This is a genomic window from Commensalibacter communis, from assembly GCF_947179015.1.
In the GTDB taxonomy this organism is placed as follows: Bacteria; Pseudomonadota; Alphaproteobacteria; order Acetobacterales; family Acetobacteraceae; genus Commensalibacter; species Commensalibacter communis.
The window spans coordinates 97475-115022 of record NZ_CAMXCM010000003.1 but is presented as its reverse complement, the minus strand read 5'-3'; the positions used below and the strand labels follow the sequence as shown (position 1 = coordinate 115022).

Annotated in this window: 15 protein-coding genes; 4 read left to right on the top strand and 11 right to left on the bottom strand. The window is 36.9% G+C overall.

Going from position 1 to position 17548, the window contains the following annotated elements:
* Positions 1-69 precede the first annotated feature (69 nt).
* From PQG54_RS07215 to PQG54_RS07205, 3 genes are all read right to left on the bottom strand, one after another.
* Positions 70-1926: a tetratricopeptide repeat protein gene (locus PQG54_RS07215; protein ID WP_271790180.1), complete on the bottom strand. Its 1857-nt coding sequence runs from the start codon at positions 1924-1926 to the stop codon at positions 70-72.
* A gap of 109 nt (positions 1927-2035) precedes the next feature.
* Complete coding sequence (locus PQG54_RS07210) at positions 2036-3382, bottom strand: tetratricopeptide repeat protein (protein WP_271790181.1); 1347 nt, start codon at positions 3380-3382, stop codon at positions 2036-2038.
* A gap of 109 nt (positions 3383-3491) precedes the next feature.
* Positions 3492-4352, bottom strand: coding sequence for an SEL1-like repeat protein (locus tag PQG54_RS07205; protein ID WP_271790182.1), 861 nt, complete (start codon positions 4350-4352; stop codon positions 3492-3494).
* A 105-nt stretch (positions 4353-4457) separates the two neighbouring features.
* Here PQG54_RS07205 and PQG54_RS07200 point away from each other — a divergent pair, with 105 nt between their 5' ends.
* The gene (locus PQG54_RS07200) at positions 4458-4892 is read left to right on the top strand and encodes a GNAT family N-acetyltransferase (RefSeq protein WP_271790183.1); all 435 of its coding nucleotides are present in this window, start codon (positions 4458-4460) and stop codon (positions 4890-4892) included.
* 1 nt (position 4893) lies between these two features.
* Here PQG54_RS07200 and PQG54_RS07195 read toward each other — a convergent pair whose 3' ends face one another.
* Positions 4894-5151: a hypothetical protein gene (locus PQG54_RS07195; protein WP_271790184.1), complete on the bottom strand. Its 258-nt coding sequence runs from the start codon at positions 5149-5151 to the stop codon at positions 4894-4896.
* A gap of 215 nt (positions 5152-5366) precedes the next feature.
* Here PQG54_RS07195 and PQG54_RS07190 point away from each other — a divergent pair, with 215 nt between their 5' ends.
* The gene (locus PQG54_RS07190; RefSeq protein WP_271790185.1) at positions 5367-7577 is read left to right on the top strand and encodes a TonB-dependent siderophore receptor; all 2211 of its coding nucleotides are present in this window, start codon (positions 5367-5369) and stop codon (positions 7575-7577) included.
* 34 nt (positions 7578-7611) lie between these two features.
* Here PQG54_RS07190 and PQG54_RS07185 read toward each other — a convergent pair whose 3' ends face one another.
* Positions 7612-9102, bottom strand: coding sequence for a PepSY-associated TM helix domain-containing protein (locus PQG54_RS07185; protein WP_271790186.1), 1491 nt, complete (start codon positions 9100-9102; stop codon positions 7612-7614).
* A 206-nt stretch (positions 9103-9308) separates the two neighbouring features.
* Between PQG54_RS07185 and PQG54_RS07180 the strand changes: the two genes are divergently transcribed.
* A complete protein-coding gene (locus PQG54_RS07180) occupies positions 9309-10277 on the top strand; it encodes a sugar-binding transcriptional regulator (protein WP_271790187.1) in 969 nt (322 codons plus the stop codon).
* Between the two features lie 21 nt (positions 10278-10298).
* Positions 10299-10943 (top strand): hypothetical protein, encoded by a 645-nt coding sequence (locus PQG54_RS07175; RefSeq protein ID WP_271790188.1) that lies wholly within the window; start codon positions 10299-10301, stop codon positions 10941-10943.
* 47 nt (positions 10944-10990) lie between these two features.
* On the opposite strand, the gene PQG54_RS07170 is transcribed toward PQG54_RS07175, so the two are convergent.
* The 6 genes from PQG54_RS07170 to PQG54_RS07145 form a co-directional block, all read right to left on the bottom strand.
* Positions 10991-11770, bottom strand: coding sequence for an SDR family oxidoreductase (locus PQG54_RS07170; protein WP_271790189.1), 780 nt, complete (start codon positions 11768-11770; stop codon positions 10991-10993).
* A gap of 28 nt (positions 11771-11798) precedes the next feature.
* The gene (locus tag PQG54_RS07165; protein ID WP_271790190.1) at positions 11799-13058 is read right to left on the bottom strand and encodes an MFS transporter; all 1260 of its coding nucleotides are present in this window, start codon (positions 13056-13058) and stop codon (positions 11799-11801) included.
* Between the two features lie 198 nt (positions 13059-13256).
* Complete coding sequence (locus tag PQG54_RS07160; RefSeq protein ID WP_271790191.1) at positions 13257-14021, bottom strand: SDR family oxidoreductase; 765 nt, start codon at positions 14019-14021, stop codon at positions 13257-13259.
* A 44-nt stretch (positions 14022-14065) separates the two neighbouring features.
* On the bottom strand, positions 14066-15547 hold the full coding sequence (locus tag PQG54_RS07155) for an FGGY-family carbohydrate kinase (protein WP_271790192.1): 1482 nt from the start codon (positions 15545-15547) through the stop codon (positions 14066-14068).
* A gap of 1 nt (position 15548) precedes the next feature.
* The gene (locus tag PQG54_RS07150) at positions 15549-16493 is read right to left on the bottom strand and encodes a transketolase family protein (protein WP_271790193.1); all 945 of its coding nucleotides are present in this window, start codon (positions 16491-16493) and stop codon (positions 15549-15551) included.
* Complete coding sequence (locus PQG54_RS07145; RefSeq protein ID WP_271790194.1) at positions 16490-17338, bottom strand: transketolase; 849 nt, start codon at positions 17336-17338, stop codon at positions 16490-16492. Before PQG54_RS07145 ends, PQG54_RS07150 begins: the two co-directional genes overlap by 4 nt.
* Positions 17339-17548 lie beyond the last annotated feature (210 nt).

Sequence of the window (17548 nt, the reverse complement as noted above, 5' to 3'; positions counted from 1 at the left end):
AAATATTGCCTATAATTTATATATAAAAAACATAAAAATGACCACTAAATTGAAAAACCAATACCTGGATTAATGCGCTGATTTCGAAACGTGACAAGCATTTTTAAAGCCTTTTTGACAACTTTGAGCGAATAAATCGGATGCATGTTTACTATCTTTGGTTACATTTGATCCATTTGAATATAAATTCCCTAAAATGAACATCGCCTCTGCGTCACCGTTTTTGACAGCTGCTTGTAAATAAGAAAGAGCTGCTTGCTTATCAGGATTTTGAACATTCTCTGACAGCTCAATCTTTGCAAATTCTCGTTGAGATCCAACAAACCCTTGTTGTGCAGATTGTTTGAACAATTTTCTGGATTGATCTATGTTTTTAACAGTCCCTAGCCCGTTTTTATATAACTGACCAAGCGCATATTGCAATTCAGGATTATGGCTGTTAATGCCTTTATTATAAATCTCGAATGCTTTTTGATAGTTGACAGGAACACCCAACCCATGTTCGTAGATCTGCCCTAATTGCAAGATAGCCTGAACATTTCCTTTGTCTGCAGCTTTTTGGTACCATGTAATTGCTTTATCATACTCTTTGCTATTATTTAAGTAATATGAACCCAGCTTTAATTCAGCCTCAATATTTCCCTGATCTGCAGCTTTTTGATAGAATGTTATGGCTTTTGACATATCTTTAGGCACGTCTAGCCCTTGTGCGTAAATATCCCCAAGCATACATAAAGCCCCCACATTGTTTTGATTAGCAGCTTTTTCATACCATTCAATTGCTTTTTGATGGTCTATTGGAACGGTAATCCCCTTAAAATACATAGAGGCGATTTTATATTGTGCCAACGCGTTACCGTTTTGGGCGCTTTGTTGAAATAATTTAAATGCTTCAGAAGGATCTTCATTAACACCTCTGCCATTCATATACATTTCGCCAAGCATATATGAGGCATTATTATCACCTTGTTTTGCTGCTTTATCGTACCAAAAGGCTGCTTTTGTACTGTCTTGTGGGATATTGTCCCCCTTGTCATACAAGGTTGCTAATAAATATTGGGCTTGAATATTATTTCCACCTGCTGCTTTTTTAAGAAGTTCGAATGCCTTATTATAATTAACCTCTACCCCTAAGCCATCTCTATATAATCTGGCTAAATGGAAAGCTGATTTTGAATGTGCTTTTACGGATTTTTCATACCAATAGACTGCTTTGGAATAATCACGCTCGACACCGTTTCCATCTTCATACATTAAACCAAGATAATATTGAGCGTCATGATTACCTTTGTAAGCAGCTTGTTCGAAATACGAAAACGCTTTTTTTGGATCAGCAGGAATATTTTTCCCTTCGAAATACAAAGATCCCAGATATACAAGTGCTTTTACGTAACCATCTCCTGCAGCTTTTTTTAAATAATCCAATCCTTTTTCAATATTTTTAGCAGTACCTATCCCATTAAAATATGCAAAGCCCAAAGCATAACGTGCTGCAGCATTGCCAAGTTGAGCAGATTTTTCATACCATTTTACGGCCTCAGCATGATCTTCTTCAACACCGCGAGCATGATCGTACATGCTGCCCAAAGCATATTGTGCTTTGGCATGATTTTTCATCGCAGCTTGTTTATATAGTTCAATTGCTTTGTTTAAATCCTGAGAAGCGCCTTGACCTTTTTCATACATAACACCCAACATATATTGAGCATCATCATTCCCACCATTTGCGGATTGCTCTAGATACTCACGAGCTTTTTTAAAATCCTGAGGGTTACCCTCGCCTTGTATATACATACTGGCGCGGTTAAATTGGGCTTCGATAAAACCAGTACGAATTGTTTTATAAAAACAAATACATAAAATAATAAAAACAACACAAGCAAAGGCTGCTATTTTACCAACAAGAGCAATATGAGTTCGAGACATAAGAAACCAATAGAAACAAAAAAATCATTTAATATTTACATTTGAGCGATATCATACTGCTTTTTCTCATCTCATGATAGAAAAAAGAACATTAAATATCACAAGCTCTTTATTCGACTTCACTTTTCGTAATCAACGCCATCCCTTTATCATGATTATGAGGGACGCCTTGCCCCTCTAAATACATTTTTCCTAAGATAAAACTAGATTTTTTATGCCCTTGAAGGTCTGCTTTTTGAAACCATTCGGCTGCTTGTAAAAAATCTTGGGGGACACCATCGCCTTTGTAATACATAACCGCCAAATTAAATTGCGCCAAAACATAGCCATTTTGTGCCGCTTTATTAAAATATTCAAATGCCTTTTCCAAATTAATCGGAACAATATTCCCAGTAAGATAAATATAGCCCAAACTATATTGCGCCTGAACATCATTTTGAAATGCTGCTTGCTTATACCAATAGATGGCTAATTTATAATCTTTAGAGATCCCTTGTCCCTCGGAATACATATATCCAATCATATTTTGGGCTTGAATATGATTTTGGCGTGCTGCTTTATCATAAAAATAAGCTGCTCTTTTGTAATCAACAGGGGTTCCTTGACCATAATAATATATATTACCCATAAAAAATTGGGCCTCTGCCTCACCTTGATAAGCCGCTTTTTCAAAATATCCTCTGGCTTTTAAACGATCTTTTTCGCCACCTGTGCCATCCCAATACATACACGCTAGGTGATATTCCCCTTCCATATTTCCTTGACGCGCAGACAATGCATAATATTCTCGGGCTTTTTCAGTGTCCTGTTCAACACCTTTGGCTTGAATATACATATAAGCTAAACTATTTTGCGCCTCAGCTGCACCTTTAGAAGCCGCTTGTTCCAGATATACCCTGGCCTTGCTATAATTTTGCTCGACGCCAACACCTTCATAATACATCATACCAAGATTTAATAAGGCGTCTACTTCACCTTGACGTGCAGATTGTTCAAAATATTCACGTGCTTTATCATAATTTTGCTCTACCACATGCCCCATAAGGTTAATTCTGCCCAAAGCAAACATCGCCTTGGCATTCCCTCTTTTGGCAGCTTCTTCAAAGAAAGCTAATGCTTTTTTGTCATCTTGTTCTATTCCCAGTCCTTCGTAATAAATAAGGGCTAGATACAAAATTGCTTGGACAGTGCCACCCGCAGCAGCTTTTTCGAAGAAATCTCGGGCTTTTGAATAATTTTGAGGAACACCATCCCCTTTAAAATACATCAACCCTTTATCCATCGGGCTGCTTGATTCTATACTATCTGTTTCTAAGGTGTCATCAGTCTGAACAGTAGAGTTGGTTCTCTTTGTGTTAAAATTGGCAAAATGTTTACGTAACCATATATCATAGACAACATATGCAATACAAATGATGCATATAATAATCAGTATAATAAAAATATATTGATACATATAAATCCTACCAATAATAACAAAATAATAATAAATTAAAATTAATAAGACTATATAAGATAATCAATAATAAAAATTAAGAAAAAACTTTTATGAACAACTTGTGTTCCTAATCCATATTAGAAACCATCTCACATGCTGAATTATTATTTTGACGACATGACTTCAACAGCCATTCTTTTGCCTCATGTTTATTCTCTTTGACCCCATGACCAGTAAGGTAGGCAATCCCAAGAGCCAATTGTGCTTCGGGAACATTCTGCTTGGCTGCCTGAGTATAATAATAAGTTGATTTTTTCACATCTTTTTTTATCCCATGACCATTATCATATAGCATTCCCAACATCATACTTGCATGCTTATTTCCTTGTTGAGCAGATTGTTTAAACTCGTCAAATGCTTTGTTGTAATTCTTAGCGACACCTTGACCATTATAATACATTCGCCCAAGAAAATATTGCGCATCACTGTTCCCTTTTTGAGCTGCTAATTCAAAATAATGTTTGGCTTTAGAATATAATTTGGGAACCCTTAACCCTTTATAATACAGCAATCCTAAATAAAAATTAGCTTCCGGTTCTTGTTGCAAAGCAGCTTGTTCCAAATATTTTCTTGCTTGAACATAATCACGCTCTACGCCAATGCCACCACCATAGAAAATACCTAATGCCAATTGTGATTTGGCATTCCCACCTGCTGCTGCTTTTTCAAACCATTTAATCGCTTTATTTTGATCCTGAGGAACATCTTGCCCTTGTTGATAACGAAGAGCTAGATGATATTGCGCCTTTACATTCCCTTTTTCAGCATTACTGGTTAATTCAGCCAAAGAATGTTTTACGTCTGGTTTATCAAAATTTACCGTATGGTCTAACACTTCTAGTGCTCTTGACTGGTGTGGGGTATTAAGACAAATGGTCAGAATCAAAACCACTCCAAAACAGATAGATGCCTGATTAAACCATTTCATAAAAACGTCCTTTGCAAATCATAATCTTTTAAATTACATTACCAATCAATTTAAAAATTACTATACAATGAATACAGAAATAATTACTCACATTGGAACACGATCATGACATCGTATCATATCCGTCACATTCAGCTAGAAGATTGTTTGCAATTAAGAAGAGATATTTTATGGCCTTCATTTAAGCTGCAAGATTGCATGGAGCCAGGGGACGAAGACGCAACTCATTATGGTTATCTCATAAATGATCAAGTCATAAGTTGTTTATCTGTTTTTTATCGTACACCTAATCGCCGGCAAATCAGGAAATTTGCAACAGAATCACACTATCAAAACAGAGGAATTGGAAGCACATTATTCAAAACAGTCTTGCAAGAACTGAAGAAAGATCATGTTGCAAGCGTATATCTTAATGCAAGAAGTACGGCAACTCGATTTTACGAGAAATTTAATTTTACCTATTTTGACACAGAATTTACGAAAAATAATGTCACTTTTGTTCCTATGGAGTTGGATTTAACCAAAGCAAATATAGAATAAATTACTGTTGGTTGAATAATTCTTTTTGCTGATGTCGTAACAAATTATCTTTTCTCTCAATAAATAACTGAGCATTTTTTTTCTTTTTTTCATCTGTTTCTTTTAAAATATCTTGTGCTTGCTCGTCAGCAGCCTGCATAATAGTGTTAAAACGTTGTTGAGCATTGAAACTATTATTGCTGTTATAAGATCGGATATATACACCAAGACCTATGCAAGCTGCGATAGCCACAACCAATACAATAATTTTTCTAATCATTTTATACACCCATACATGACATGATACTGAACCCTTATTGTGTTTAATATAAATTGAGATAAAAAGATATATTTTCTATGAATTGAGACCTTAAAGGCATGAAATTTTGAATAATGAATTTAAACGTCAATTACCAAGAAAATTTGATTGAAATTAAGATTTCTGTCTGCTATCTGATAACGATTATCAATTTCATTCTCAATTAGATCGTTATCATGCTCATGACTTGTATCTCTTATCGTTACCTTTTGCTGGTGACTTCAGGAATAGGCTTTTTCGTTTTACAAAACAACGCAATTGCACAATCGACCACTTCAACCACACAAACATCTAATACATCGCAAACAAAAGGCGATGATTCAAAAGATGAACAAATTGTCGTCAAAGGCAATAAAAATTCTATTGTGACCAAATCATCGTCTGCTGCAACAAAAAGCTCTACCCCTCTGATTTATACTCCTGAATCAGTGTCAGTTGTCACATCCCAACAGATGCAAATGCAAAATGCCACAACCCTTGGTCAGGCTTTACGCTATAGTTCTGGCGTATCGATGGAACAACGTGGGTCAAATAGTCGTTATGATTTAGGGACAATTCGTGGCTTTGATGTTAATGGCAGTCAATATCTTGATGGATTATTGATGTTTAAGGGACAATATTACGCTGCTCAACAAGTTGATGTTTATTTATTACAGCAAGTTGACGTATTAAAAGGACCATCTTCTGTTGTTTACGGTCAAAGCAGCCCAGGCGGTATTATTGCATTAACAAGTAAATTTGCAAATGGATCACGCTATCGACATGTTTCGCTTGAAGGCGGAAATTATAATTATGTTCGTGGTGTCTTTGATCTAGGTGATAAATTCAAAGGGCTTGATAATCTTTCTTGGCGTGTTGTTGGTACAGGATTTAGACAAGACGGACGGGATTGGTATACCAAAGCAGAACGCTACGCAATTCAGCCCTCTTTATATTGGGAACCTACGGATGATATTAATTTAACTGTTTATGGGCGTTATCAAGCGCAACCCAACGATACTTCCTATCAAACGTTTCCAGCATTTGGGTCTGTTTTATCTGCACCTTATCATTTTCCTTCTAATTTCTTTTCTGGAGATAAGAATTTTGATAAATTTGATCAAACTCAAGCCTCTGTTGGATATAAATTTACCTATCAATTAAATCCAGAATGGCAATTTCTTTCAATGGCTCGTTATACCAATGTTGGGGCAAATTATAACCAAGTCTATGGAAGTTCTTATGCTTCAGGTGCAAACCCCAATGGCAGTGCTGGGTATTATCCCGGCAGTCGATATATGTATCGTTATGCTAATGGCTCAAAAGAGCATTTTGACACCATCACCATTGAAGAACAACTTCATGGGCAAGTCCATACAGGTCCTGTTGCTCATGATCTATTGCTGGGGGTCAGTTGGCAAAATATTCGTTCTGGTTACGATTATGGATCTGGATATGCCCCTCCACTTGATCTGTATCATCCAAACTACTCTGCACCAATTACCATTCCCACACCTTCTATGCAAATGGGTGTTAGTACCAATCAAGAGGGAATCTTTTTACAAGATAATATGAGTTATAAACGTCTGCATGCTCAATTAGGCTTCAGAAATGATTGGTCTAGCATCGGCACCAGAAATCATGTTACCCCCTCATCTAGCTTTACCCAAAGTGACCAAGCCTTTACGTTCCGTGGCGGAATTTTATATAACTTACCTTATAATATTTCCCCATATTTCAGTTACGCTCAATCATTTCAACCACTTAATCAAGTTTCACAAAGTGGTAAACCATATCAACCCACACGTGGTGAACAATACGAAGTTGGGATCAAATATCAGCCTGAAAATTTCAATGGTTTCTTCTCTGCAGCCATCTATAATTTAGAGCAAACCAACGTCTTAACCAGCGACCCTGTAAACCCGATGTTTAGTCTCCAAGCCGGAAAACAACGCTCTCGAGGTTTTGAACTTGAAGCCCATACGTCCCCAATCGCTGGATTAAATCTGATTGCTGCTTATACTTATCAAGATGTAAAATTCACTGCGGGGGATTATTCTGGTCAACGCCCAACCCAAGTCCCTGCAAATATTTTCTCTTTCTGGGGGGATTATACCATTCAATCTGGAACCTTTAAAAATCTTGGTGGAGCCATTGGGGTCAGATATAATGGTAATACAAACGGGGATTATATCTCTTATCTTCGCACCAAAGCCTATACGATGATTGATATGCAAGCTCATTATAAATTCGATGACAGCATTCCAACGTTAAAAGGATTAGAAGCACAATTTACAGCACAAAACCTGACCAACAAACGGTATTTTACCGCTTGTTACAGCCAATCTTTTGGATGTGCCATTGGTCAAGGCAGGACTGTTATCGGAAAGCTTTCTTATAACTGGTAAAATAATTATGCTTTTATCTAAGAATAATAAAAACTTAGATAAAAGCATTTTTACGTTTTAGGTAACGATATAATAAGAAAAAAGAAATTCCAGTCATTACAAAAGAGATATTGATTGCTGTATAAACAAAATTACTGCTCCAAAAAGCATTTAATATTTCTGGATATAATATCATCTTCAAAACTGGCACGATCATACATAAACAAGCAAATAATCCAATTTGATGTTTCCATGCGTGCATGACACTAGAATAAAAAGAATAAAATAATCCTTCTACAAAAGACAAAACAAGTACAACAAGAAAAGCATTGATTTCCAAAGATGCTTTTGCTGTATTATCCGCTAAAATCAAAGTGTTTACTAGGAAAACGCTTAAAATAGCCAATAATGTACCCATCATTGCCCCAACATGTATGCCATCAATGACCTTATAAAAAAATAATAATCGTGAAGATATATGCTTTTTATTAAAATGACGACGTTTATTGGAAAAGAATAATAACCCTGTCGCCACCAATATAGAAGACCCCGTTCCTGCTACAAAATATATCCACCGCAAGACATCGCCACCAGCACGCGTTAAGTGTAAACCGAACATAACATTTAATATATATCGACCAAATGTTGAGTGGTTGACTTGTAATGATACTTGATGAGACGCACGATCAAGCTCTATATAATTCCGCATAATCGCCAATTGATCCGCATCACTTTGTACAACATGAATTTGTTTAGGCATAATTAAAATAAATCCTGGCATTGATTTAAAAGTGGTCTTTGCTTCTTGCACTAATGAAAATAGACTCTTTTCAGAATGGCTTTGCGTTGCTTGTCCTTCTTTGTAAGGTGCAGCTACATAATGACCAGGCGATGGGTTTAAAAAAGACATATATATGGGGGCATAAAATAAAAACCCACTCACCACCATCAATAATAAAAACGGAAAAAAGAAAACACCTATTCCTAAATGAATATCCAATACAAATCGTAATGCAGAGGCTTTCGGACGAACTTTAAAAAACTCTTTCCACAAATGTTTTAAGTGAATAATAAAGCCGCTCAAAATAAATATAAAAAATGCAATAGAAAGAACGATAATGACAATATCACCCGCAGGGCGTGTTAATAAAAAACTATTATGTAAGCTATCAAAAAAATACCCCCCAACAGTCGGTTGCGTTTGAATCACTTTGCCAGTCACTGGATCAATGTTTTGCCATTTAAATAATGCCCCTTGGCTGGATAGTACATAAATAAAGGGATATCGTTCAGTAGGTAATATAACAAAGCTAAAACGGTTCTGTCGTGTATTGTCTTGCCATATTTGGTAGGATGTATCCATAGATTTTTCAGAAACTGTTCCTGTATCTGTATAGTCAGCCAGCTCTGGCTGCATCCATCGAGAAATCTCTAAGTCAAAAACCGAAATTGTTCCTGTGACAACCAGAAAAAAACAAAACCAACCCCCAATTAAACCGCCCCAACGGTGGATTAATGTTAAAATAGACAGTGTTTTTTGCAGCATAAGAAGATTTTCAGTTTATTAAGAATGAGAATAAATATCACTATAAGAGATTTAACTCAAAATACAATTTGTAAATCGCTATAAAACTTTATATTTATTTTATGATAGGATCGTCGTCAATTTTAAGATATATAAATAAACATCCCGCATTTGGAACATAATATAATTATTTAATTTAAATATTTCTCTTTTTATTAAAAGCATCCATGACAACATCTGACGAACTAAGATTTATCGCAAGAGTAGCCAGAATGTACTATTTCGATAATATGAAACAGCCCGATATTGCTAAACATTTATATATTTCACAGGCTAGCGTTTCACGACTGCTGAAAAAAGCGTCTTTGAATGGTATTGTTCAAATTTCAATCAACGAACCGAAAGGCACTTTTTTGGAATTAGAAGAACGAATTAAACAACATTTTAATTTATCAGAAGTTATCATTGCCTCGTGCGAACAAGATGAAGAAACCCAAATCTTTTCACGCATCGGTCAAGCAGCAGCGCAGTTTTTCTCTGCAACCCTGCAACAAGATGAAGTAATTGGGATTTCCTCTTGGAGTGAATCTTTGTTAAATATGGTGAATAATTTAAATAATAATTTTAAAATATCCGCTAAAAAAATTATTCAAATCCAAGGCGGTATCGGCAGCCCAACCGTTCAAAAACACGCATCAATCCTCAGCTCTAAACTGGCCAAAATCACCCATGCAGAACAAATCCTACTTCCTGCACAAGGGATTATTGGCTCAACAGAAGCCCGAACAATTTTAATGGCTGATCCTTTTGTCCAAGCTACTCTGGAGCAATTCAAAGAAATAACCATGGCATTGGTTGGAATTGGTCCTATCTCGCCTGAAAAGCTTCTTGCCGATAGTGGAAATATCTTAACCAAAGCCGAGATGAATACAATCGCACAGAAAAAAGCGGTTGGTGATATTTGCCTGCATTTTTATAATAACAAAGGTAAGCCTCTTCAAACCGCTATTGACCAAAGAATTATTGGAATTACCCTTGAACAATTAAAAACCATCCCTCGTGTTATTGGTATTGCTGGAGGTAAGAACAAAATCGAGGCGATTTTGGGGGCCTTATCAGGACGGTTAATTAATATTTTAATTACAGACCAATTTACCGCCATGCGGATTATCAAATCTATAGATCAACAATCATAAAATTAAAAAAGTCTATACAATATGGCGTGGACACAAGGACAAAAAACAAAAAATAGTTATTTATGGATGGCAGAACAGGATATCTTAGCTTTCTCTGACTTACTTCTTGCAAATATGCCTGAAATTATTTTCAAGCCCTATTTTTCTCATAAAGAATCAGAAGATGATTATTACAATAACCCTCCCACATCTGTTTCATCTCTTCATGATATATTAACAAAAGATATTCTAAAAAACGATCAATATACGAATAAATTTATATCACAAGCTTTTACTGTTTTACCTACAAATCATTCTTGGGGAATATTATTATTTAATTATAATAAATTATATCCAAACCATATTTGCCCATCTACAGACTTTAATCCTTATATTGATACGACTGCTTATCCAGAAGAGTTCTTCTCTGTCCAAGCTTCTTCATTAGGAATTCGATGGAATATATCAGATCAGAAGAATGATCCTCATTTATGCGCTCTTATGGATCAACAAATCAAACAAATATGGAAATTATTAAACATAGTTACAAAACCTGTTAAATGTCATGAACTCATAACAGGCGCAACCCGTTCCTCACCCAATTATCGTATTGGAAAACAGATGTATGAACTTGTTAAAAAGCATTATTGGTATATTCAACAAGGGCAATTTTACGTTATAGAATAAACAATATACACTGCTATTAGATAAAAATAACAGTGTATCATATCCTATTAAGACATAAACATACCACCATCAATATTGATGGTTTGTCCTGTTACATAAGCAGACATTGGCCCTGCTAAGAATGAAATAACATTCGCAACATCTTCACCTGTTCCCGCACGACCCATCGGAATTTTGGAAACCCATTCAGCCATTAATTCACCTGGTTTATAATCCCCTAGCATTTTCCCCCAATGCTCATCATTATATGCCCACATCTCTGTTTCAATAATCCCTGGACAGAATGCGTTGACAGTAATCCCCTCTTTTGCAACTTCGTGTGCCAAACTTTGGGTAATTCCCATCACTCCAAACTTACTGGCTGCATAATGGGGTGTATAAATAAACCCTTGGCGTGCTTGACCAGAAGCAGTGTTAATTATGCGTCCCCCTTGACCATGTTTACGTATTCTGGCAATCGCTTCTTGACAGCACAAAAATACACCCGTCGTATTAACGTCTAACACTTTTTTCCATTCTTCTTCGGTTAAATCTTCAACCCTAGCAATGGTAATCACCCCTGCATTTTGAACAGAAATATCGACATGCGCGAATTGTTCTTCGGCAAAATTATATAAACGAATAACGTCTTTTTTATTAGTCACATCCATTTCAAAGGCAGCAGCTTGCCCACCATTTTTATTTATCTTTTCTGCAACTTCATTAACTTTTGACTCATTCGAAGCAACAACTACTTTGGCACCATCTTGTGACAAACGTTCTGCAATGGCTGCTCCAATACCACGACTTGCACCTGTGATAACGGCTACTTTATTTGTTAAACTCATTTTTTTATTTCCTTGATATAGTATGATTTTAGATTTTAGCTGTTTTATTTAAATTTAACTGAGCGTAAGATTTAGATATATGAACAAAAGACATCACAAATGCAGCAGCGATATATAAAGCTGCATAAACCCAAATCACACCCACAGCACCCACTGATTTAATAAACAATCCTACAATAGCTGGCCCAAAGAATGTACTAAGACCTGCAGCAAGTGTTAATACAGACATGGCTGCACCTTTGTTTTCTGGTGCAAGCATAGGCATAATTGCATTAATTGGTGTATAGGCCGCAAGACATGCGCCATACGCCCCTGCAGCAGCCATCGTTAAAATATAGCCCCCGCCCCATGTTGGAACATAATAGAATAAGAGAGTAGTTATTGCACATCCAACACAACCACCCCACATCACGGTGTTACGCCATCCCCATTTATCGCCTAACAGACCAAAGAAATAATTAGCAATCATATTAGAGATCCATAAAAATGCTAACATTTGCAGCCATTGACTGATTGTAAATCCTAAATTTTGCATCACTAAAGGTAAAAATACAGGAAAACCATAACAAGCCAGCGTATTCACTATTCTTACAAACCCACAAAGCCCAAGTTTTGGAACTTCATAAATAATCGTGATCCCTTTGAGTAAATATAATAGAGAAGATTTTTCTTCAGTCTCTATTTTTTTAGTAGATTGAATAGCCTCTTTATCAACCCATAAAGCAATGACACCCCCAAGACAAACAAAGAAAAGTGCGCTCCATAACACATGAATGGGTGCTACAAATTTCAATGCAAAACTAGAATACATCACCCCAAGAACACTTAACCCACAAGCATAACAAGACCAAAAAATCCCTCCAGCTGTTGATAATCTGTTTACAGGGGCTTCATAGGTTATATAAACCAAAAAACCATAAGCAAATAAAGGATAGCTGAGCCCTCTTAACGCATAAGACGGCAACATAATCCAAAAATTATGGCTTGAAATACCAAATGTTAAAAAGAAAAATGTACCAATACAGAACATAATCAGCCCAGTGGACATCACCCGACGGACACCATATATTTCTGTCAACACACCAGAGAAAAAAGCTGAAACAGAAGCACTGAGCCCATATACACTAAATAATAATGCCGATTTTTCTACACTAAGACTGTGTTCTATTAAATAAGGTGATAACCAGCCTTGTTCCAAGCCCTCACCAGCCATAAAAATCATCACCCCGATATAACCCAACATTAATTTAGGCGAGATGAATACTTTTTCTACGAAATTACTCCACATAAATTATCCCCTACTCATCGTATAAAATTGCAGAAAATTTGTAGATTTTATTTTAAAAAGAAGGCACAGCTTCCCTTTCAAGAATAGTTTTGCTTTAAAACACATATTCTTGTCCCCTTTTGAATAAAGCTGTCTATTTATTCATTTAGTATAAAAACAGCTTTATTGATCGTTATGGTTTTTTAATTTAGAAAATGCTTACCAACAGCAAAAACCGCCATCAACCAGCAAATTAACACCCGTACAAAAAGATGCTGCTTCTGATAATAAGAAAATAGCTGGTCCTGCCATTTCATCGGGTTCTGCAATGCGTTGCATTGGGGTTTCCGAAGCAAATTGCTTCATTTGATCGACCATTTCTGGTCGAGTATTCATCGGTGTTGCGGTATAGCCTGGACTAATTGCATTCACACGAACCCCACGTTCTGCCCACTCTACTGCCATGCTTTTTGTCATATGAATAACGGCTGCTTTCGCAGAATTATAGTGCGCTTGCATTAAGCCACGATTAACAATAACACCTGACATAGAGGCAATATTAACAATAGAACCACGACCATGTTTTAACATTAATCTTGCTTCAGCTTGGCATGACAAGAATAAACCCTTAACATTAATATCATATAGTCTTTGCCATTGTTCTATTGACATTTCTTCTGCTGGGTTGGCGTTGGCAATACCTGCACAATTCACCGCAAGCGATAAATTGCCCAATTCAGTTTCAACCTGATTGACTGATTTTTCCAGATCATCAGGCTTGGTAACATCACCAGTTAATATAATCGATTGACGCCCAAGTTTTTTTACTTGCTCTGCTGTATCCGCCAACCCTGCACTATTTGGCAAATCAAAACACCCAACATTTACCCCTGCCTTGGCAAGATAAAGAGCAATCTTCTGTCCAATCCCACTGCCTGCACCCGTTACAAAAGCATTTTGACCAAAAAGAGAAAAAAGTTCCATTTTAAAATTCCTTTATCACATTAAACAAAATAGTTTCTTCATTGTTAAGCATATGCACGGCGTGATTGATTCACCGCCTCATGCCAATTTTGAAAACCAATATCTTGTTCATCTTGTTTTGAAACAGGCTCGAATAAATTATACGCTTTGTTTAATTTATCTAAACCTGACTGTGTCCATATTTCTTTGCTAAGCCCTGCCATATACGCAACACCCAAAGCTGACAATTCTGGTCTTTCAGCTCTAAAAACTGAACAGCCCAATATCTTTGCTTGCAATTTCATTAATCCATCATGACTGGTGGGACCACCATCAACAAAAAGTTGATGTATTTCGCCAACATTACGACGTATAGCATTCACAACATCCGCAACTTGATAGACAACACTTTCAATCGTAGCACTGGCTATCGTTTGTCGTGTGGTTCCCAAAGTTAAATTAGTCATTAACCCAACTGCTTTTTCATCCCACCATGGCGCACCCAAGCCACCAAAACCAGGAACCAAAGCAACGGAATCACTCTGACCAGCCATTCCTAACTCTACCAATTCAGTAACACTTATATTTAAAATACTGGCCATCCACCGAAGTGTTGCACCTAATGAGCGAATATTTCCTTCTGCGGCATAAGCAACCTTATCCCCAAACATCCACCCAATGGTTAAACATAAACCAGAATGCAGTTCATCTTCTTTACGGATCAAGCCCATAATCGAAGATCCTGTTCCATAAGTTGCTTTGACCTGCCCTATATGAAACGCCTGATGACCAAATAATGCTGAATGACTGTCACCCATCACTGCCCCAACAGGAATAGTCAAAGGACCCAAAGAATTTTTAATCACTTTTGGAAAAGGTCCATTTGATGGAATAATATTAGGCAAACATGCTTTTGGTACATGAAACAAAGATAATAAATCGTCGTCCCAATCAACCTGATGCACATTCATTAATTGAGTTCTCGATGCATTGCCTGCTTCAATTAAATGCTCACCATAGATTTTAAAGAGCAACCATGAATCAATCGTACCAAGACAGAGCTCTCCTTTTAACGAACGTTGGCGATCTTTATCATATTGATCCAATAGCCATTTTGCTTTGGAGGCAGAAAACATTGGATCTAATGGTAACCCTGTTAATTGTTTAACTTTTTTCTGCACGCTTTCATCAAAGCATTCTGAGGGTAAATCCACTTGACGTTGATCTTGCCAAGAAATCAACGGATGCAAAGGGGTTCCTGTTTGGCGATCCCATAAAAGAAAAGATTCACGTTGCGTACTAATCCCCGCAACAATAACATCGGAAGCATGATAAGGCGATTGTAGCTGTTTTAATGTTTTTGATACAGCTAATCCAACACTATTCCATATCTCCTCAGCATCTTGTTCTACATGACCTGGATAAGGATGCGTTTCACCAATTTCCACCTTGTCACAAGCAATAATTGTGCCTTTATAATCAACAATAACACATTTGGTTGAACTGCTACCTTGATCGATGGCCAGAACTAAAGGATCGCCCATCATATTACCCCACTAATTCAGAAGCAGACTTCACAATATTTTCCACATTTAATCCAAAATGGTCTAACAAAAACGAAGCTGACCCTGTTGGTGCAAAATGAGAAACCCCTAAAATCCGCATTTTAGTAGGATGATTTTCAACAACAACTTCGGAAATCGCCGCTCCCAAACCACCTGTTGTAATCGCCTCTTCCATCGTAACGATTCCACGTGTTTCAGAAGCTGCTGCAATAATTGCTTCTTTATCAATAGGATTAAGCGTATGCATATTTAGGACTCTAGCTGAAATACCATCTTTTTCCAAAATAGCTGCTGCTTCTAAGGCTCTAGGGACTAAAATACCCGTCGTGATTAATGTGACATCTTTCCCTTCTTTCAACAACAATGCTTTACCAACTTCGAACGAAGCTGTCTCTGGCGTTGTTTTAGGGATTTTAAAGCGATTAATACGCATATATACAGGCTTATTCGCTTGAACTGCCCAATGAATAGCATCCTTCGTTTGCTTTGGGTCTGCTGGACTTAACAGAGTAATATCTGTTAATGCTCTGATCCACGAAAAATCTTCAATAGAATGATGGGTTGGTCCCAATTCGCCATAAGACATCCCTGGGCTTTGTGCGCATAAAATAATAGGATACATATTATAGGCTACATCAGCCTTGACTTGTTCTAATGCACGACCACTTAAAAAAGGACCCGCACAACTAACAAACGGAATAAATCCGCTATTCGCCAAGCCAGCAGCAACGCCAATCATATTTTGTTCGGCAATACCAACATTCACCAAACGATCAGGAAATTCTTTTTTAAACTCATTTAAGTTTGAAGAGCCAACAGAGTCATTACAAACAATAACAATGCGCTCATCCTGACGTGCCAGCTCTGTTAATGTTTGTGCAAATATTTGACGGCAATCAAATGTTTCTTGTTGAGATAAAGATGTCATGAGTGTGTTAACTCCTTAATTGCTTGAATATTTTGCTCTGCTGAAGGAACCTTGTGGTGCCATTCCACTCTATTTTCAATAAAGGAAACACCTTTGCCTTTAATTGTATTCGCAATAATAACTTTTGGCTTTCCTGTGTCTGGAGCCTCCATCACGTTTAATAATTCCGCAAAATTATGCCCATCCAGCTCATATGTATCCCAACCAAAAGCACGCCATTTATCTGCCAATGGATCCAACGAGTTTGTTTCTTCTGTGCCAGCGCCTTGTTGCAGTCTATTGCGATCTACAATCGCCATCAAATTTCCTAATTTACGATGACCCGCAAACATTGCTGCTTCCCAATTTGACCCTTCTTGTAATTCGCCATCCCCTAAAGCAACAAAGGTTCGATATGATTTTTTAGCCAAAGAAGCCCCAACTGCACAACCAACCCCAATGGGTAAACCATGTCCCAACGGACCTGTATTTGCTTCTATTCCTGCAAGTTTACGACGATTTGGATGCCCCCCTAAAAAAGATAAAGGCTTCATAAATTCGCCAAGTTGTTCATGTTTGAAATAGCCTGCTTTAGCCATCACGGAATATAATGCAGCTGAACAATGTCCTTTTGACAAAATAAATCGATCTCTCTCCGCCCAATTTGGGTCTTGAGATCTATAGTTCATCACACCGAAAAATAAGGAAACTAAAATATCCGTGACAGAAAAATCGCCGCCGATATGTCCCATTTTTGCTGCAGCAATTGTATTGACAATATCAACACGAATTTCAGAAGCAATTTGACTTAATTTTGCAATACGCTCTGGATCATCTTTTTGCAAAACTTCTTGAATTCTGGTCATCAAACAAACCCCAATAACAAACCGATTTCAGTTATGAATATTTATTCACTATATGATAATATATTCATAGATAGATATGATCGTTTTTATGGAAATTGGTCAATGAAATATTAGAACAATAACACCATTGTGATTGAGAAGGACTTGTAGCCACCTCTTTTAAGCAATAAAAAACCCCTCTAAACAGAGGGGTTAAGACGTTATATAAAA